This is a genomic window from Vibrio sp. QJM3NY_27, assembly GCF_057785955.1.
This window is the reverse complement of the sequence record NZ_CM173511.1, coordinates 2,575,439-2,594,374: the sequence shown is the minus strand read 5'-3', so window position 1 is coordinate 2,594,374 and position 18,936 is coordinate 2,575,439. Positions and strand designations below refer to the sequence as shown.

At 44.6% G+C, this 18,936-nt stretch carries 19 protein-coding genes; 13 read left to right on the top strand and 6 right to left on the bottom strand.

The window, feature by feature from the left end; all coding sequences use genetic code 11:
- Positions 1-115 precede the first annotated feature (115 nt).
- Positions 116-544 (bottom strand): HIT family protein, encoded by a 429-nt coding sequence (locus tag AC3CIA_RS11485; protein WP_004734200.1) that lies wholly within the window; start codon positions 542-544, stop codon positions 116-118.
- A 269-nt stretch (positions 545-813) separates the two neighbouring features.
- Positions 814-2,547 (bottom strand): arginine--tRNA ligase, encoded by a 1,734-nt coding sequence (gene argS, locus AC3CIA_RS11480; RefSeq protein ID WP_017088029.1) that lies wholly within the window; start codon positions 2,545-2,547, stop codon positions 814-816.
- Positions 2,548-2,897: 350 nt separating this feature from the next.
- Here argS and AC3CIA_RS11475 point away from each other — a divergent pair, with 350 nt between their 5' ends.
- A complete protein-coding gene (locus AC3CIA_RS11475) occupies positions 2,898-3,494 on the top strand; it encodes a VOC family protein (RefSeq protein ID WP_428785449.1) in 597 nt (198 codons plus the stop codon).
- 130 nt (positions 3,495-3,624) lie between these two features.
- On the opposite strand, the gene purU is transcribed toward AC3CIA_RS11475, so the two are convergent.
- Positions 3,625-4,458 carry a formyltetrahydrofolate deformylase gene (gene purU, locus AC3CIA_RS11470; RefSeq protein ID WP_065205162.1) on the bottom strand — a complete coding sequence of 278 codons (834 nt, stop codon included), beginning with the start codon at positions 4,456-4,458 and terminating at the stop codon, positions 3,625-3,627.
- 282 nt (positions 4,459-4,740) lie between these two features.
- Between purU and AC3CIA_RS11465 the strand changes: the two genes are divergently transcribed.
- From AC3CIA_RS11465 to rnd, 8 genes are all read left to right on the top strand, one after another.
- Positions 4,741-4,941, top strand: a complete 201-nt coding sequence (locus AC3CIA_RS11465) for a hypothetical protein (protein WP_488518145.1) — start codon at positions 4,741-4,743, stop codon at positions 4,939-4,941.
- Positions 4,942-5,101: 160 nt separating this feature from the next.
- Positions 5,102-7,030, top strand: a complete 1,929-nt coding sequence (gene yoaA / locus AC3CIA_RS11460; RefSeq protein ID WP_488518144.1) for a DNA repair helicase YoaA — start codon at positions 5,102-5,104, stop codon at positions 7,028-7,030.
- A 59-nt stretch (positions 7,031-7,089) separates the two neighbouring features.
- Entirely contained in the window at positions 7,090-7,791 is a 702-nt protein-coding gene (gene tsaB / locus AC3CIA_RS11455) for a tRNA (adenosine(37)-N6)-threonylcarbamoyltransferase complex dimerization subunit type 1 TsaB (RefSeq protein ID WP_017074519.1), read from the top strand.
- Between the two features lie 91 nt (positions 7,792-7,882).
- The gene (locus AC3CIA_RS11450) at positions 7,883-8,188 is read left to right on the top strand and encodes a hypothetical protein (RefSeq protein WP_017074520.1); all 306 of its coding nucleotides are present in this window, start codon (positions 7,883-7,885) and stop codon (positions 8,186-8,188) included.
- Positions 8,189-8,227: 39 nt separating this feature from the next.
- Positions 8,228-8,788: a Slp family lipoprotein gene (locus AC3CIA_RS11445; protein ID WP_488518143.1), complete on the top strand. Its 561-nt coding sequence runs from the start codon at positions 8,228-8,230 to the stop codon at positions 8,786-8,788.
- A 53-nt stretch (positions 8,789-8,841) separates the two neighbouring features.
- Positions 8,842-9,798 (top strand): alpha/beta hydrolase, encoded by a 957-nt coding sequence (locus tag AC3CIA_RS11440; protein ID WP_488518142.1) that lies wholly within the window; start codon positions 8,842-8,844, stop codon positions 9,796-9,798.
- Between the two features lie 106 nt (positions 9,799-9,904).
- Positions 9,905-11,599: a long-chain-fatty-acid--CoA ligase FadD gene (gene fadD, locus AC3CIA_RS11435; protein ID WP_004734190.1), complete on the top strand. Its 1,695-nt coding sequence runs from the start codon at positions 9,905-9,907 to the stop codon at positions 11,597-11,599.
- 144 nt (positions 11,600-11,743) lie between these two features.
- On the top strand, positions 11,744-12,862 hold the full coding sequence (rnd, locus tag AC3CIA_RS11430) for a ribonuclease D (RefSeq protein WP_032500282.1): 1,119 nt from the start codon (positions 11,744-11,746) through the stop codon (positions 12,860-12,862).
- A gap of 113 nt (positions 12,863-12,975) precedes the next feature.
- Here the strand turns inward: rnd and minE are convergent, their stop codons facing one another.
- From minE to minC, 3 genes are read right to left on the bottom strand one after another with little or no spacing between them, the layout of a single operon-like run.
- Positions 12,976-13,239, bottom strand: coding sequence for a cell division topological specificity factor MinE (gene minE / locus AC3CIA_RS11425; protein ID WP_010436847.1), 264 nt, complete (start codon positions 13,237-13,239; stop codon positions 12,976-12,978).
- A gap of 6 nt (positions 13,240-13,245) precedes the next feature.
- On the bottom strand, positions 13,246-14,058 hold the full coding sequence (minD, locus tag AC3CIA_RS11420; RefSeq protein WP_009848498.1) for a septum site-determining protein MinD: 813 nt from the start codon (positions 14,056-14,058) through the stop codon (positions 13,246-13,248).
- 21 nt (positions 14,059-14,079) lie between these two features.
- Positions 14,080-14,742, bottom strand: a complete 663-nt coding sequence (gene minC / locus AC3CIA_RS11415; protein ID WP_017084080.1) for a septum site-determining protein MinC — start codon at positions 14,740-14,742, stop codon at positions 14,080-14,082.
- A 221-nt stretch (positions 14,743-14,963) separates the two neighbouring features.
- On the opposite strand from minC, the gene AC3CIA_RS11410 reads away from it, so the two are divergent.
- The 4 genes from AC3CIA_RS11410 to AC3CIA_RS11395 all read left to right on the top strand — a co-directional run bounded on the left by AC3CIA_RS11410 (position 14,964) and on the right by AC3CIA_RS11395 (position 18,761).
- The gene (locus AC3CIA_RS11410; RefSeq protein ID WP_017079488.1) at positions 14,964-15,254 is read left to right on the top strand and encodes a YcgL domain-containing protein; all 291 of its coding nucleotides are present in this window, start codon (positions 14,964-14,966) and stop codon (positions 15,252-15,254) included.
- Positions 15,255-15,284: 30 nt separating this feature from the next.
- Entirely contained in the window at positions 15,285-16,283 is a 999-nt protein-coding gene (locus AC3CIA_RS11405) for a lytic murein transglycosylase (RefSeq protein WP_017079489.1), read from the top strand.
- A 152-nt stretch (positions 16,284-16,435) separates the two neighbouring features.
- A complete protein-coding gene (locus AC3CIA_RS11400; RefSeq protein ID WP_004734177.1) occupies positions 16,436-17,356 on the top strand; it encodes a LysR family transcriptional regulator in 921 nt (306 codons plus the stop codon).
- Between the two features lie 205 nt (positions 17,357-17,561).
- Positions 17,562-18,761 carry a NupC/NupG family nucleoside CNT transporter gene (locus AC3CIA_RS11395; RefSeq protein ID WP_054547197.1) on the top strand — a complete coding sequence of 400 codons (1,200 nt, stop codon included), beginning with the start codon at positions 17,562-17,564 and terminating at the stop codon, positions 18,759-18,761.
- Positions 18,762-18,936 lie beyond the last annotated feature (175 nt).

Below are 18,936 nucleotides of genomic sequence, written 5' to 3'. Positions count from 1 at the left end.
GAAAACGGCGAGATTAGACAATAAAAAAGCCGCTCACCTATTTTAGATGAGCGGCTTTTTGTCATGTGTCTATTCTGAACAGCCTTGCTTTAAAGCGTAATGAGATGAAATCGAATTACGCTTTCTTGAAGATAGAGCTCAGCGATAAAACGTTTTGAATGCGAGTATGGATTGCGGCTTGTTCTTCTTCACTGCGCTGTTCTCCTTTGGTGTTGCCCCATACTGGACCTGGCCACGCGATGTCGTCTTTGAAACGTGCAATATGGTGAATGTGCAGTTGTGGCACCATGTTACCCAGCGCGCCTAGGTTTAACTTGTCTGGTTGGAACGTCGCTTCTAATGCTTGGCTTACCGCTTGAGACTCAAGCAAGAACTGCTGTTGTTCTTTCATTGGCAGATGGTGCAACTCTTTTAGGTTGGCACGTTTTGGTACCAAGATAACCCAAGGCACAGCACTGTCTTTGCTTAGTAGTGCCAAGCTTAGTGGAAATTCGCCGATAAGCGTGGTGTCTTTTGCTAACTGTGGGTGAAGTTCAAAGCTCATTATTATTGTCCATTTCGATTTCTTGAGGTCATACCGATCACAGTAAGTAAATGATCAGAAATAGCGCAGGAAAAAGGTTTGAGAACAAGGCAGATTTTTTTGATAAGTAGTTATTCTACAATCAAAAATTCTAACGCAGTTATCGAGCGTTTTAACCAGCTAGGATGATTAGTTATTTACTACGATTGGTATCAGTATACGTTAGATAAAACAAAAGGTTGATGCTCTCACATCAACCTTTGTATTTATTCATTGTAACCCGAAGGGAATTACATACGCTCTAGAGTTTCGATACCTAGAAGAGACAGACCTTGCTTGATAGTCTTAGCTGTCAGTGCAGCAAGCTTCAGGCGGCTCTGTTTAACTGTTTCATCTTCAGCCACAAGGATAGGGCACGCTTCGTAGAAGCTAGAGAATTGACCAGCAAGTTCGAACAGGTAGCTACACATGATGTGCGGTTGACCTTCACGAGCAACAGACTGTACCGCTTCTTCAAATTGTAGAAGTTTCGCGATAAGTGCTTTCTCTTTCTCTTCAGTGATTTTGATTTCACCTTCAAGAGAGTCCATAGAAATGCCTGCTTTAGCAAAGATTGAAGCTACACGAGTGTACGCGTACTGCATGTACGGTGCCGTGTTACCTTCAAATGCCAGCATGTTTTCCCAGTCGAACACGTAATCAGTGGTACGGTGCTTAGAAAGGTCTGCGTATTTAACCGCCGCCATTGCAACTGTGTTTGCGATGGTTTTCTTCTCGTCTTCTGCTAGCTCAGGGTTTTTAGACTCAATCAGCTGAGTTGCACGCACTTCTGCTTCGTCCAGAAGATCAGCAAGACGTACTGTACCGCCTGCACGAGTTTTAAATGGCTTACCATCTTTACCTAGCATCATGCCAAACGCGTGGTGCTCAAGAGATACAGATTCAGGAACATAACCCGCTTTACGAACGATAGTCCAAGCTTGCATTAGGTGTTGGTGCTGACGAGAGTCAATGAAGTAAAGTACGCGGTCTGCGCCCAGTTCTTCAAAACGGTATTTAGCACAGGCAATATCGGTGGTGGTGTATAGGAAGCCACCGTCACGTTTTTGCACGATAACGCCCATCGGGTCGCCATCTTTGTTTTTGTATTCGTCTAGGAATACAACTTGTGCGCCGTCAGACTCTTTTGCTAGACCTTGTGTTTGTAGGTCAGAAACGATGTTTGAAAGCATATGGTTGTACATACTTTCACCCATTACATCATCACGTGTCAGTGATACGTTCAGGCGATCGTAGTTACGTTGGTTTTGAACCATGGTTACGTCAACCAGCTTTTTCCACATTTCAGCGCAGTACTCGTCGCCGCTTTGCAGTTTCACTACGTAGCCACGAGCTTTCACTGCGAATTCTTCGTCTTCGTCGTAAAGCTTTTTAGATTCACGGTAGAACTGCTCAAGATCTGAAAGTTCCATTGAAACTTCGCCAGTTTCAGCTTGGATGCGCTCAAGGTTTGCGATAAGCATACCGAATTGAGTGCCCCAGTCACCAATGTGGTTAGCACGGATAACTTTGTGGCCTAAGAACTCTAGTGTACGAACAACAGCATCACCGATGATCGTTGAACGTAGGTGGCCAACGTGCATTTCTTTTGCAACGTTTGGTGCTGAGTAGTCAGCAACAATGGTTTGTGCTTCAGCCGCTGTAACACCAAGGCGAGAGTCAGCCAGTGCTGCGTCTGCTTGTTGTGCTAGGAATGCTTCATCTAGGAAGATGTTTAGGAAACCTGGACCTGCGATTTCAACTTTAGAAGCGATACCGTCTAGGTTTAGAACGTCCAATACTTTTTGAGCAAATTCTCGTGGGTTGGTGCCTAGTCGTTTAGCAACACCCATAACGCCGTTTGCTTGGTAGTCACCAAATTGTGGTTTTGCAGATTGGCGAACAGCCGCAGGAGAGCCTGCAGGTGCGCCAGCGGCTTCTAGAGCCTGAGATACTTTGTCATTAATCAGTGCTTGGATATTCACACGCGTTTCCTTCAATTCAAGGATGAATAAGAGTGGCCGTTATTTCGTGGGTATTAAATTTGGTTAATTATGCTTCGAGTTAACGATTTAATGCCGAAATGAACAACAGACTCTGTTTAAGTTCACAAAAATGGCGTTAATCATACCAATTTTGTGGGGTTTCTTATAGGTCGAATTGATAGAAAATTAACATTTCCTGAGGGGTTTTTGACAATCGACTTTGACCAAGCCAGGTTTGTCTATTTAGGAAAGTAAGACACCGTACTTTTTGAACGTTTTTTTGTAAAAGCAACGCTTGTTGCTGAAAGTAAAACTGATACCATGCAGCCATTATTTGGAGAACAAAGACAATGACGATGAGCCTGAAGCAAGCCGAACTAGAACCACAACAAATGATTGCGCGCCTTGATACGTTTATGGCGAAAATTGAGAACCTAGGAAATGCACTGGGTTTAGATTTAAGCTTTGCTCAAGCGGATCATATTGCATTAAGAATTAATGAAACTGAGCTTGCGAAATCAGCACATCTGGCTTGGTCTGAATATGGCTCTACAATTTCAGAAGCGATGATCAATGGCCGTCCAATTGTGGTGTTGGCTTTCGATGAGCCATTGCAAAGCCTTGGTTGGAAGATTGAGTGCTTAGAGTTGCCATATCCAGCAGAAGGTAAAATTTATCCAAGCCAAGATTGGGAACATGTCGAGTTTGTGATTCCTTCTCACGCGCAAACGGCTGATGAGTATCTGGCGGATCTTAAAGAGACTTACCCGCAGTTCGCTGCTAAGTTTGAAACTTTGGCAGAGCAAGGCATTAAGGTAAAACTCTCTAGCCCGAAAGGCGAGGGTGAACGTTTGAATAACCCAACGGTGGCTTTTAAACATCAAGGCATTTGTATTAAGCTGCATCCACACTCTTTGAAGAAGATTGTTGAGTCAGAACAGGCTTAATTTGAGCCGAGAATAGTTGGGAATCTCTAAAAGCTAGTCTAATCACCAGATACAAAAAACGCGCAATGGGTTAACCCTGTTGCGCGTTTTTTATTGGGTTCTAACTGGAAGTATTACTTAAATAAGCGACTTACAGAATCACAGTCTTGTTACCGTAAACAAACACGTGATCATTGATCACTTTGTTTAAAGCCTTACTCAACACGTTCTTCTCTACGTCACGACCGGCTTGAGCCATGTCTTTCGCACTGAAGTTGTGATCCACTGGAATCACGTCTTGCTTGATGATTGGCCCTTCATCGAGATCGTTTGTCACGAAGTGCGCTGTTGCGCCAATGATTTTTACGCCGCGCTCATAAGCTTGTTGGTATGGTTTAGCACCAATGAATGCTGGTAAGAAGCTGTGGTGAATGTTGATGATTTTGTGGTTGTACTTCTCAACAAACCCCGGAGTCAGCACTCGCATGTATTTAGCAAGCACCAGATAGTCCGCCTCGTACTGGTCAATCACTTCAAGCATCTTCTTCTCATGTTCTTCACGGTTTAATCCTTCGTGAGAAACATGATGATAAGGAATATCAAAACGCTCGGTTAAGCTTTGCAGAGTATCGTAGTTGCCAACCACCGCTGCGATTTCGACATCTAAGCTGCCATCAAAGTTTTTCATTAGAATATCGCCAAGGCAGTGAGCTTCTTTAGTCACGAGTATCACGACACGCTTACGAGAAGAGCCTATCAGCTTACGTTTCGCATTCTCTGGCAGCGCTTGGTCTAAATCGGCAAGCAAGGTTTCGTCATTGAAGTAACCCTCTAGCTCGGTACGCATAAAGAAGTGGCCGCTAGTGTTATCAACGAACTCATTGTTGTGAATAATATTGAGTTGGTGCTTGTAACAAATGTTGGTGATCTTTGAGATGAGGCCTGGGGCGTCAGTACAATGTGTTAATAAAGTTTTTCTTTCCATTTGCATCTTACTTCCATGAAATGTTGCACTTATTATATGAAATCGGGATTCTTCAAATTTAATGCAGGCCGTCGAACGGTGAACTGAGCCGCAATATTACCGTTATAATTAATCTATTATCAATTTGGTTTCAACAAAATCTACCGTTCATTTAGGGGATTAATAAATTGAGAAGCTTAATAAATTCAGGTAGAGGTTAGATTTCTGACGGTTTTAACCGATATTCTCGGTCAAGTTTCACTAGAGCGAGCCAACATTTCAGCCATGCATAGGTGATCATTTATGGATAAAGAGTTACTAGCGAAAAAGTTGTACTGTAAGCGTGTAAATTCATTAGTGGGTGATGTTCAGGTGGACGGCAACGTTCTTGATGAAATGTGGGAAAACAAGGCCTCTCCGACTGATGCTGTTAAAGCTATGCAACCAAGTGATTCCGGTTTTTCTGGTGCGCCTTGGTTATCTCGTTATTTGAATCGCAAGTAGTTAAACAACCCTTTCATTTGTTTTGGGCTAGGTTGGTAAGAAGGACTTAGCCTGGCATGTTCTATTCGATAGACACCTCCGGTGCGCAGTCATTTCTGATTCGCGCCGGCTCACTAAACCTGCCATAATTCGCCTTCTATTTTTCTAAACCACGTACTCTATGATATCTAAAACGTTTTCTGCTGATGGTGCTCTGGGTAAAGCGATCCCTGGGTTTCAACCACGACAAGCTCAGCTGGATATGGCTGAAGCGGTCTCACAAGCCATTGAGCAACAAAGCCAACTGGTTGTTGAGGCGGGGACAGGTACCGGCAAGACGTTTGCTTACCTCGTGCCAGCGCTGCTAAGTGGCAAGAAAACTATCATCAGTACGGGGTCTAAAAACCTTCAAGAGCAGTTGTTTCATCGTGACTTACCATTAATGGTTGATGCGCTTGGCTTTTATGGTCAGGTTGCCCTGCTGAAAGGTCGTTCAAACTATTTGTGTTTAGACCGCTTGAGCCGCCAAATGATCGAAAGTCATGGCACCCATACCGATCCAACATTGTTAGCGCAGTTGGTGAAAGTGCGCAGTTGGTCTTCGGCGACTCAAACTGGTGACTTAGGCGATTGTGATGACATTGCTGAAGATAGCCCAATTATCCCAACTATTACTTCAACTAACGACAACTGCTTAGGCAAAGAATGCCCAAGCTACACCGATTGCTTTGTGCTGAAAGCGCGTAAAAAAGCGATGGATTCGGATGTTGTCGTGGTAAACCACCACCTGTTTCTCGCAGATTTAGCGATCAAAGAAACCGGGTTTGGTGAGCTGATACCTGAAGCCGATGTGTTTATCTTCGATGAAGCGCACCAACTTCCCGATATCGCCAGTCAGTACTTCGGACAATCAGTATCAAGCCGACAAATCCAAGAACTAGCCAAAGACATTGAAATCGCTTACCGAACTGAAGCCAAAGACATGCGTCAGCTGCAAAAAGTAGGGGATAGGCTCGTTCAATCGTCAGCCGATCTACGTATTGTGCTCGGCGACACAGCATTTCGCGGTAACTGGCGTGAAGCGTTGAAGTCAGAGTCGATCGCGAGAGAGCTAGTGCGTTTACAAGATGCGTTGCAGCTTGCAGTCGATGTATTGAAATTAGCATTGGGTCGAAGCCAGTTATTAGACACGGCTTTTGAACGTGCCACTATGATCAAATCGCGCATTGAACGTGTATGTGACGTGTCGATTACCGGTTATTCTTATTGGTATGACACCACGCCACGACACTTTGCTTTGCACATCACGCCTCTTTCGGTTGCGGAAAAATTCCATGAGCAGATTGAGCTAAAACCGGGTGCTTGGGTGTTTACCTCTGCAACTTTGGCTGTGTCGGACGATTTCGACCATTTTACCTCTCGACTCGGGTTAAAACCGTCAGCACAGTTTTCACTGCCAAGCCCGTTTGACTATCCAAATCAGGCGCGTTTGTGTGTGCCTCGCTATCTTCCCGAACCAAATAGCCCCGGCTTAGCGGATAAGCTAGTAAGAATGTTGACCCCTGTGATTGAGCAAAACCAAGGTCGCTGTTTTTTCTTGTGCACCTCACACAGCATGATGAAAGAGTTGGGGGAACGATTCCGTGAAACGCTCTCGGTTCCAGTTCTGCTACAAGGTGAGACAAGTAAGCAAAAAACCTTAGCCGAATTCATGGAATTAGGTAACGCATTGCTGGTGGCCACTGGCGCCTTCTGGGAAGGTATAGATGTTAGGGGCGACGCATTAAGCTGTGTTATCATCGATAAATTACCCTTTACCGCCCCAGACGACCCGTTACTTAAGGCTCGAATCGAGGACTGTAAGCTAAAAGGGGGTGATCCTTTTGCACAAGTGCAGTTACCAGACGCAGTGATTACCTTGAAACAAGGTGTTGGCCGATTAATACGTGATAAGCGTGATAATGGCGCTTTGATTATTTGCGATAATCGCTTGGTAACCCGCGATTACGGTGGTGTGTTTTTGGCGAGTTTACCGCCTATCCCACGTACCCGTGACTTAGGGATTATTAAAGAATTCTTAGCTAAAGACCATTCAACCGCTGCTGAGTAATTGGCATTGTTGAGCTTAGCCATTATTTTTAGATTAGATAACGAATATTTGAGACACGAATGAGCGCGAAAATTCTTGCAGTAGATACCGCAACTGAAAACTGTTCAGTTGCACTAGTAATGGGTGACCAGGTGTTCGCACGTAGCGAAGAGGCTCCTCGAGACCATACGAAAAAAATTCTACCTATGGTTGATGAAGTACTGAAAGAAGCGAACATCGCTTTAACCGATATCGACGCAATCGCGTTTGGCCAAGGCCCAGGCAGTTTCACGGGTGTGCGTATTGGTATCGGTATTGCTCAAGGCTTGGCTTTTGGTGCTGATTTACCGATGATCGGTGTGTCTACACTGGCAGCGATGGCGCAAGGCAGCTACCGTAAATTTGGTGAAACTCACGTAGCAACAGCGATTGATGCTCGCATGAGTGAAGTATACTGGGCTCGTTACAGCCGTGAACAAGATGGTCGTTGGACTGCAGTTGATGCAGAGTGTGTTACACCACCAAGCGAATTGGCTGCGCAGCTTGAAGTGGATTCTGAGACATGGGCAAAAGTAGGCACCGGTTGGGAAGCGTATGCAGAGCATATGGACACACTAGCGATCAACACTAAAGCGTGTGAGGTTCTGTTCCCAGAAGCTCAAGATATGGCGTTCCTTGCTCAATTTGCTTATGCAGAAGGCAAAGCGGTTGCAGCTGAAGAGTCTGAGCCAGTTTACCTGCGTGACAAAGTGACGTGGAAGAAACTGCCAGGTCGCGAGTAAATACGTATTATTTTGGTTCTGCATTCACTTTGCAGAGCCAAAATTAAAACAGATACAAAATCATTAAAATTAGGTACAAAATTCCTTAAGCATGGTTTCAATAAACGGCTTACCTCCTTCTTCGATAGGCAACACATCCAAAACCAATCGAACCAATAAAAAGAACGAGGTAAAAAAAGGCGATGCAAAAACCTCAGTTGGTCAGCCAACTAAGGTCGCGAATGCTGTCTCGCATTCCATTCGCCAAGTCAAAGAATCTGAGATTCACAAAGCTCAGGTTCAATATGATCTTCCAGAAGGGCGTGGACGACGTGCGATGGAAGAGTATATGGATGTGATGAATCAAGCTAAAAAAGAGGAACTTGCGAAGCTTATTGGGGTCGATATTTATATCTAGCTTTGTGCTTTTATTTATCCTGTTCTAAGGACCAGCATTATGTTTTCTCTCATTTTTAAATCTCGCTTATTTTTCCTTGTCGCTTTCTCTTCGATGGTGATGGGCTGCTCCTCTTTGCCTGAAGAACTTAATGCAAACTCTGAACAAGTCGTGACGGACTACCAAGAGTGGGTAAACACAGTGCCAGACGCTGGTGATGTTCGTTTAGGTGGTGTGATTGCTAAGGTGACAAACTTACAAGATAAGACTCGTGTTGAAGTGGTTAACATGCCGATTTCAAGTAGCGGTAAGCCAGATATTGATGCCGAACCAAAAGGGCGCTTTGTCGCTTACATTGATGGTTATGTTGAGCCATTGAGTTTTGCTGAAGGTCGTTTAGTCACCTTGGTGGGCACATCGAATGGCACAGAAGATGGCACTATTGGTGATTATCCTTATACTTTTCCGGTAATGAATGTTTATAACCAACGCTTGTGGCAAATCACAGAAAGAGTGGTTGTGAACGATTTTGCTCCTACTTACTACTCATGTCGCAGCTTACATTGTCGTAGTTTTCAAACGATGCCAAGACAAGGGCGCGTAATTAAAGATGTCGAATAAATAGCATCGTTTAGGATTAATGGATACATCAAGACAGGAATAACAAACTATCAATGATTGAAAAGTCATATTCTCTTGCGAGCGGGACGCTTGCAACACAACAGATTGGTAACCCCGAAACGACCGCTACGACGGTCGTTTTTATTCATGGGTGGTTAGATAACTCAGCGAGTTTTTCTTCTGTTATATCGAATCTAGAAGTACTTTCACCAAATTCTCATCTGGTTGCTATTGATCTCTTTGGCCATGGATTTTCATCGCATAAGTCGGGCAGTTACTACCCGTTTCATGACTATATCGACGATTTGCATCAGTTGGTGACTAAATTATCGCCAAACAGACTGGTACTAGTAGGACATTCACTTGGTGCATTGATCGCAAGTTGCTATAGTGCCGCCTTTCCTGAAAAGGTGTCAGGATTAATCCAAATTGAAGGTCACGGACCTCTTTCTGAAGCTCCCCACGAAACAGTCTCTCGCTTGAGAGATGGGGTACTCAGTCGTCTTCGACAGCGAAGAAAGCCTTCACGTCCTCTGGCAAGTCTTGAGGATGCTATTAAGCTGAGAGCTCACGCCAATCAAATCAAAGCAGAACTCATTGCTCCTATTGTTGAACGAGGAATCGTTGAGCTAAGTACTGTTGATCGAGCTGTTGTTGCTAAAGTTGCTTTTGAGGAAGCGACAGTAGATCAAGCTGCTTTTGATCAAACGACTGTAGCTCAAGGTAGTGCCGAGTTTGATAACTCTTGGCAATGGCGATGCGACCCTAACCTAAAATGTGACTCGTTATATCGAATGTCACAAGCGCATGCTGAAGCGATCATGGCGGCTATTGAATGCCCTCAATTAATAGTTTTAGGGAATGATGGATTCCGACATTTGCAGCATAATCGCTACAAATCAGCCCATAGTTCTCTGAATATAGAGACTGTTCCTGGCGGACATCATTGCCATTTAGAGAGCCCAGAGCTAGTTTCAGAGCTAATTCTTGGTGTAGTTAACAAAATTTAAACAAGTGTTTGAGCCTTTTAGTGCTCATGCACTAAAGCTGTGCTGTAATACCGCAATGATAAAAAGCGGCGAAGCAGTCGTCAGCTGATAAACGAGGAGTAACATAGTGGACAAACCTTGGCTTTCACGTTATCCAAGTGACGTACCAGAGACGATCAACCCAGATCAGTACCCATCTCTTATTGAAATGTTCGAACAGTCGGTACAGAAGTACGCAGACCAACCAGCATTCGAGAACATGGGGTCTATCATGACATTCCGTAAGCTTGAAGAGCGCAGTCGTGCTTTTGCCGCTTACTTGCAGAATGATCTAAAACTGAAGAAAGGCGATCGTGTCGCGCTTATGATGCCAAACTTGCTGCAATACCCAATTGCACTCTTTGGTGTACTGCGTGCAGGTATGATTGCAGTGAACGTCAACCCACTGTACACGCCTCGTGAACTTGAACACCAATTGAATGACTCTGGCGCAAAGGCGATTGTTATCGTTTCTAACTTTGCGAGCACACTAGAGAAAGTCGTTGATAAAACTCCGGTTAAACACGTTGTGCTAACCAGCTTGGGGCAAATGCTGCCACGAGCGAAAGGTACGATTGTCGACTTCGTAGTGAAATACGTAAAAGGCATGGTGCCTAAGTACGATCTGCCGGGTGCTATCTCATTCAGAAAAGCGCTGCATAAAGGCCGTCGCCTACAGTATGTGAAGCCATTTATGGCTGGCGATGACATCGCATTCCTACAGTACACAGGTGGTACAACGGGCGTAGCGAAAGGCGCAATCCTAACGCACCGCAATATGATTGCGAACGTACTTCAAGCGAAAGGGGCATATAGCCCTGTTCTGCAAGAAGGCCGTGAATTAGTCGTAACGGCATTGCCGCTTTACCACGTGTTCGCACTGACTGTGAACTGCTTACTGTTTGTTGAGATGGGTGGTCGTAACCTTCTGATTACTAACCCTCGTGACATTCCTGGCTTTATTAAAGAGCTGCAAAAGGTTCCATTTACCGCGATTACTGGCGTAAACACCTTGTTCAATGCGCTAGTCAATAACGAAGATTTCCACGAGTTGGATTTCAGTAATATGCGTTTATCTGTTGGCGGTGGTATGGCGGTTCAACGCGCTGTTGCTGAGCAATGGAAGAAAGCGACAGGTGTCCACCTACTTGAAGGCTATGGTTTAACCGAATGTGCTCCTTTGGTCACGGGTAACCCATATGATCTGAAAGACTACACAGGTGCAATCGGCCTACCAGTACCTTCAACAGAAGTTCGTATTGTTGATGATGAAGGTAAAGTGGTTGGTAATGACCAAGTGGGTGAATTGCAGGTTCGTGGTCCTCAAGTGATGCAAGGCTACTGGCAACGTCCAGAAGCGACCAAAGAAGTGATCGACCAAGACGGTTGGTTATCGACTGGTGATATCGTTAAGTTTGATGACGAAGGCTTGTTGTACATCGTAGACCGTAAGAAAGACATGATTCTAGTGTCGGGCTTCAACGTTTACCCGAACGAGATTGAAGACGTAGTGGCTCTGCATGGCAAAGTGTTAGAAGTTGCGGCTATCGGCCAACCTCATGAGGTGTCTGGTGAGCTGGTTAAGATTTACGTGGTAAAACGTGACCCTAGCCTAACCAAAGAAGACATTATCGCGCACTGCCGTGAACACCTAACAGGTTACAAGATCCCTAAATTGATTGAGTTCCGTGAAGAACTACCAAAAACCAATGTAGGCAAAATCTTGCGCCGAGTGCTTCGTGAAGAAAACGACGCAGAGCTTGCCAAACGCGCAAGCGAGTAACGAGCTCATTTACGAGAAGATGATGCACCACAAGCCATAGCAGCGCTTAATCTAAGCGAGCGCTGAAAAATGGTGTTAGAATGCCGACAGTTAATGTCGGCATTTTTGTATCCGGCGATCAAAGTAAAATCAGTGAGAGTTTTTGTGGATTATCAAATCATTACCCAAGTTAAAGACCTTGAGCGAGTTTGCCAACAAGCACGTGAAGCCGATGTTGTTATGCTTGATACAGAGTTCGTTCGTACAAGAACCTATTACCCTCAATTAGGCTTAATTCAGTTATTTGATGGTGAAACGCTGTCACTGATTGATCCTATTGCTCTTGATGAAATGACCCCGTTTGTTGGGCTGTTGAAAGACACTTCAGTACTGAAAGTGTTACATGCGTGTGGCGAAGATCTAGAAGTATTCCAGAACGCATTTGGCTGTACGCCAACACCAATGGTTGATACGCAGATCATGGCAGCCTTCTTAGGTCACGGTCTTTCAACTGGCTTTGCGGCTCTAGTTTCTGAGTTTGTAGGTGTTGACCTAGATAAGAGTGAATCTCGTACTGACTGGCTAGCGCGTCCGCTTTCTCAAAAGCAACTCGACTATGCAGCGGCAGACGTTCACTACTTGATGCCAATGTACAACAAGCTTCTCGAAAAAGTGATGGAAGCAGGTTGGTGGGAAGCGGCGCAACAAGAGTCTGATTTACAAGTGGCTAAGCGCATCCGTAAAGCAAACCCAGACAACGCTTACCTTGATATTAAAGGCGCGTGGCAGCTAAAACCTCAACAGCTAGCGATTTTAAGACCTCTAGCAACTTGGCGTTTAAAAGAAGCGATTAAGCGTGATTTAGCGTTGAACTTTGTTTTTAAAGAACAAGACTTATGGGCCGTAGCTCGTTTCGCGATGAAAGATCCTAAGCATATGGAGCAGGAAGGGTTTGATTACCGCTCTGTACGTCGCCATGGTGCGAAGATCAGCTCAATCGTGAAATTGGCTGAGCATACGCCAGAAGAAGAGTACCCAGCGCCAGTAGAACGTCTAATGGACTACCCTGGTTACAAGCAACTTTTCAAAGTGTTGAAAGATGAAGTGAAAACAGCATCGCAACACAGTGGTTTAGCGACTGAGTTTTTGGCGTCGAAGAAGCAACTTAACCAAGTGTTAAGCTGGATTTGGAAGTACGATCGTAACCCAGAGAAGCTGCCTGATGTAATGCAAGGTTGGCGCCTAGATGTCGTTGGCGAGAAGCTAAATAAAGCAATCAAGTAACTTTAGTTTTGTAGTAAGCAACGAATGCTTTAGAGATAAAAGTTTCAGACACAAAAAAGAGAGCCTAGGCTCTCTTTTTTATTGAGTATTGATAAGCACAGCTCAGGCTCTACTTATCGATCTTCTTCTGGAAGCTTAACGTTCAGCTCTAATACTGAGATGTCGTCATCTTTATGTTCGAATGTCAGATCAACCATTGATGGATCGACTTCAACGTACTTCGCAATACACTTCAAGATGTCTTCTTTCAGTTGCGGCAAGTATGACGGTGCAGGGTCGTCATGGCTGCGTCGCTCGGCAACAATGATCTGCAAACGCTCTTTGGCTAGGTTTGCGGTTGTCTTTTTCTGTGGTCTAAAAAACTCTAATAATGACATTGCGTATTAGCCCCCGAACAGTCTTTTGAAGATGCCTTTCTTCTGTTCCGTTAAGAAACGGAAGTCCACTTGGCTACCCAGTAGTCGCTCTACAGTATCATTGTAAGCCATACCTGCGTCTGTTGCTTCGTCAAAGATAACTGGCACACCCTTGTTCGATGCGTTCAGTACTGCTTGGCTCTCTGGAATCACGCCCAGTAGAGAGATGTGCAGGATTTCTTCAACGTCTTCAACACTTAGCATCTCACCTTGAGTTACGCGTGCTGGATTGTAGCGAGTCAGTAGAAGGTGTGTTTTTACTGGCTCCAAGCCGTCTTCTGAACGACGAGATTTAGAGTCAAGAATACCTAGAATTCGGTCTGAATCGCGTACAGAAGAGACTTCAGGGTTAGTCGTTACAATCGCTTCATCAGCGAAATACAACGCCATCAGAGCGCCTTGCTCGATACCCGCAGGAGAATCACAGATGATGAAATCAAAGCCCATTTCATCCAATTCATCAAACACACGACGAACGCCATCTTTTGTTAGTGCGTCTTTGTCACGAGTTTGAGAAGCAGGAAGAATGAACAGGTTCTCTGTACGCTTGTCTTTGATCATCGCTTGGTTCAGCGTCGCTTCACCATTGATAACATTAACGAAGTCGTACACAACACGACGCTCACAACCCATGATTAAATCTAGGTTACGCAGACCGATATCAAAGTCGATGACTGCGGTTTTCTTCCCTTTTAAAGCCAGACCTGAGGCAATAGCTGCACTGGAGGTCGTTTTGCCTACCCCGCCTTTACCCGACGTTACAACGATAATGCGTGCCATTCTGTTTTCCTTTTATTTCTCTTATATTGCGAGGACATCAACGTGTAATACATCGTTTGCCATACTGAACATGGTTTTCTTCTGCCAGTACTCGCTTTCAATTTGATCGCTGAGCCAGTAATTTCCTGCAATGGAAACCAGCTCGGCTTGTAAATCATTACAAATTATTTTTGCTTCAGTTTGACCACTTGCACCTGCAATTGCACGACCGCGTAGCGTGCCATGAATATGGATGCTGCCATCGGCAATCACTTCCGCACCTGCACTTACGTGGCTAAGAATCAGCAAATCACCATCTTTCGCATACACCTGCTGACCAGAACGTATCGGGGTTCTCACCACCTTTATCGGGGCCATCTTCGCCGGAGCTTGAGAAGGAGATTTACTTGCTGTCATCACGGCAAAACCTGCATCTCTGGCTAGGTTTTGCATGCGTTTATCTGAACAGCCAGCCACACCAACCGGGATCATGCCCGCTTGAGATATACCATTTTTCAGTTGCACGAAATCTATATCGCCCGCGACTTTGCTAATGTTGATAACAACAGGCGCAGCTGCGAAAAAAGTGGGTGCCTGGTCTACCTTCTCTTGAAGAAAAGACACTGCATTTTCGACTTGATCATCGGATAAGTGCAAAACAGATAGCGTGAAACTGCTACCTTTTAGATCTGGGTTACTAGACATCGAAAAACTACAGGACCTCAATAGCGGATTGGTACAATTTCTTTATCAATAAAATAAAGGGCATTGCCTGAAACTAGGTTTATCATGTTATATTCCCAAACCAAGCACAGCAAGTAATCTTGTTGTCAAATGAACGTTTTGTTCCCAATATTTCCCTAACATAAACTATTGATCTCGCAAGTGAGAGTTTTGTAGTCATAAACATTTAAAAAAGGTTTGTCATGCTGTGTTCTATATATAAAAGTTCAAAGAAAGAAGGAACATACCTTTATATCCCTAAGAAGGATGATTTTTCACAAGTTCCTGACGCATTGATGCAAATGTTTGGTAAACCTAGTTTTGTAATGGTAATTAAAATGGACGGCCGTAAACTGGCTCAAGTGAACATCGATAAAGTGAGAGAATCACTGAACACCGATGGTTTCTTTTTGCAGGTTCCGCCGCCACCAGTTAACGAACTTGAGCTTCATAAAGAGCGTAAAGCTCAAAATAAAGGTCAAGACGAAGAGTGATAGCCACCTCAATTCAAGGAGGAGTGATCGTTGAGTAAATTTTCGAAAACCATATTGGCTGTGTCGGCATTACTATTGGGTAATAGCCTGACCATTGGCTCGGTTCAAGCTGAAGAGCTTAGCTTTGAGCAATATGTAGAAAAACTAAAGCAACAAGGTCGTGAAGAAGGTATTTCTGAAGCGATCATTGATGAAGCTTTTGATGGTGTGACGTTTAAGCCAAGAGCGGTAAAAGCTGACAAAAACCAACCTGAAAAGAAACTGACTCTGGATGAATACATTCCACGTGCGGTTCCTGACTGGAAAGTGAAGCAGGCGAGATCACTCTATAAGAAACACTACACAGCGTTAAAGCGTATTGGTGATGAATATGGTGTTCAACCAAGATTCATTGTCGCTCTATGGGGTGTGGAGAGTAATTTTGGTAAGTTCACGGGGAATTACAGTGTTATTGATGCTCTAACAACCATGGCTTATGAAGGTCGCAGAGAAGCCTTCTTCCGTAGCGAAGCGATGGCGGCATTGAAGATACTTGATCAAGGCCATATTGCACCAAAAGAGATGAAAGGCTCTTGGGCTGGCGCGATGGGGCAACCTCAGTTTATGCCTAGCTCATTCTTAGCTTACGCCGCTGATGGCAGTGGTGATGGCAAGAAAGATATTTGGGGTACCGAAGAAGACGTGTTCGCTTCGGCGGCGAATTATCTCAGCCAATCGGGTTGGGATGACAAATATACTTGGGGGCGTCAGGTTCACGTTCCATCAACCGTGTCTATTGAGATGCAAGGTCGAGACGAAGACAAAGCGAAATACCTAAAAGAGTGGTCTGAACTTGGTATTAAGCGTTATGACGATCGCCCACTGCCTACACTTGATGAAGACATCAAAGCTTGGTTGATAATGCCGGACGATGAAACGGGTCGTTCGTACCTCATTTACAACAACTACAATGTGTTAATGAAGTGGAATCGTTCTTACTACTTTGCTTTGGCTGTCAGTCACCTAGCCGATAGAATTAAGTTTGATTAATCGACTCAATCTGATTAATAGAACTAGGTCGCTTTGAATAGCATTTAGCCTACTATAGGCAGAACAGATTAAAGGACTCTTCGGAGTCCTTTTTATTTTATATTTCAGATATTTAAGAAGGTGGTTTTGTGCTAACAGATAGAGCCGCACAGATGGTGATATTCCATGCGTTAATCAAGCATGAAGGCTTTACCAGTGCAGCAAAAAGCTTGAATGTGTCGGTATCTCACATCAGTAAACAAATTGCTTTGCTCGAGGATTCGATAGGTATCAAGTTAGTGCAAAGAACCACACGCAGCCTTACGTTAACTGAAGCTGGAGAAGTGTTCTATCAGCATTGTGAGCAGCTGTTCAATACGGTGAAAGCGGCTCAAATGGACATGGATAGCCAGCGTGACGACATTTCTGGAATATTCCGTATAGGCTTGTCTCAGTCATTTGGCACACTGCATATCATTCCAGCGATTGACCAGCTTAGACAGCTTTACCCTCAGCTGAGAATTGAAGTGCATTTGTTCGATTACAAAGTGGACATGATTGAGGAGCGCTTGGATCTCTGGATCACTAACAATGAAGACTTGCCGGAAGGTTACATTGCGCAGCGTTTAGCAGATAGCCAGTTTGTGGTAGCCGCATCACCGGATTATCTGATTAAGGCAGGGACTCCACACGTGCCATCTGATCTGATTGACCATAACTGCCTAATCTACCGCAGCCGCGAACGTGATTACACGTCATGGGCATTTGATAACGGCCAAGAAAATCTCAGTGTTAAAGTGGCGGGCGATTACTCGGTGGATTTGGCTGAAGCGGTACGAGACGCGGCAGTATCAGGTTGGGGCGTTGCTTACCTAGCGACTTACTTAGTCAAAGAAGAGTTTAGAACGGGCAAGCTCATCCAAGTTTTACCGGAATGGCGAGCGAGTCAGCTGATGCCATTCTATGCCGTGTATCCGAGTAGAAAGAACATGCCGAAGAAGCTTTCAGCAGTGATTGAGTTCATCAAAGATCATATCGGATCGCCGACTTATTGGGACAAAAACCTCAAAACCTGCGTTGAACTGCACCGCTAACTGTTTCCCAATCTATAAATATAATTTCCATATGGAAAAAGTTTGTTTTTTAAGCAAGTTAAATCATTAAAATTCAATGATTTAATATAATCATAGGTGAGGCAGTGATAATCCCAACATCACATTAACAACCGCACCTTGCCGCAAACGATTTCCTCTATACAATGCGTCGCCTTTACTACCTACAACTTTTAGGTTGACGCATATGGCTTCCCTACTTGGAATTATCACTATTTTAGTAGCCGCTTGGTTACTATCTACGGACAGAAAAAATATCCCGCTAAGAACCGTCTCTTTGGCTTTCTTACTGCAAATCTCATTCGCGCTATTGGTTCTTTATGTGCCGATGGGTAAAGAAGTGTTGAATGCAGCTACTGGTGCAGTGTCTAGCTTGATCAACTACGGTCAAGAGGGGATTAACTTCCTATTTGGTGGCCTAACGAATAACGGATTTGTATTCGCTATTAACGTTCTCGGCATCATTATCTTTTTCTCTGCATTGATTTCAGGTTTGTATCACATCGGCTTTATGCCAAAGGTAATCAACCTAATCGGTGGGGCTTTGCAAAAGTTCTTAGGTACAGGTCGTGCGGAGTCACTGTCTGCAACTGCGAATATTTTTGTTGGCATGATCGAAGCGCCATTGGTGGTTAAACCTTACTTGAAGCACATGACGGATTCACAACTGTTTGCCGTCATGGTGTGTGGTTTGGCTTCTGTAGCTGGTGGTACGCTAGTCGGTTATGCATCGCTTGGTGTTGATTTGAACTACCTGATCGCTGCGGCATTCATGTCTGCTCCTGCTGGTCTATTGATGGCCAAGATTTTGGTACCAGGTAGCGCAGATGAGGCTCAAGAAAATATTGAGTCTGACGTTGAAATTCCACGAGCAACAAACGTAGTCGAGGCAATGGCAGATGGGGCTATGTCTGGACTTCGTATTGCCGTTGCAGTGGGTGCGACACTTTTGGCCTTTATCAGTGTGATAGCAATGCTGAATGGCTTGTTAGGTATTGTTGGTGGCTGGTTTGGCGTAAACCTAAGCTTCGAACTTATCCTAGGTTATGTGTTCGCGCCCGTTGCATGGCTGATCGGTGTGCCGTGGTCTGAGGCTGTGGTTGCAGGCTCGCTGATCGGTAACAAGATCGTTGTGAACGAATTTGTGGCTTTCATCCAGTTAATGGACGTAAAAGACGCACTGAGTGAGCACTCAAAAGCGATCGTTACTTTCGCGCTATGTGGTTTTGCCAACATCTCTACGATGGCCATTTTGATTGGCGGTTTGGGCAGCTTAGTTCCAGAGCGTCGTTCTTTCATCTCACAATACGGCTTTAAAGCAATTTGTGCGGGTGTGCTTGCCAACCTAATGAGCGCAGCGATTGCCGGCGTGGTGCTTTCTCTATAAGTAATCATTGGTGACTTATAAGCACTTTCTAACTGGGCCATAACCACCCAGTTAGCTAATCGTGGCTTTGCTCTCCCTATAGTAAAGTGACTGATTAACCACAATAATATTCGCTTAGTATGATAAAGAGAGCCTATAGTGTAAGAACGTAGGCTTTCTTATTTCAGTGAATAAG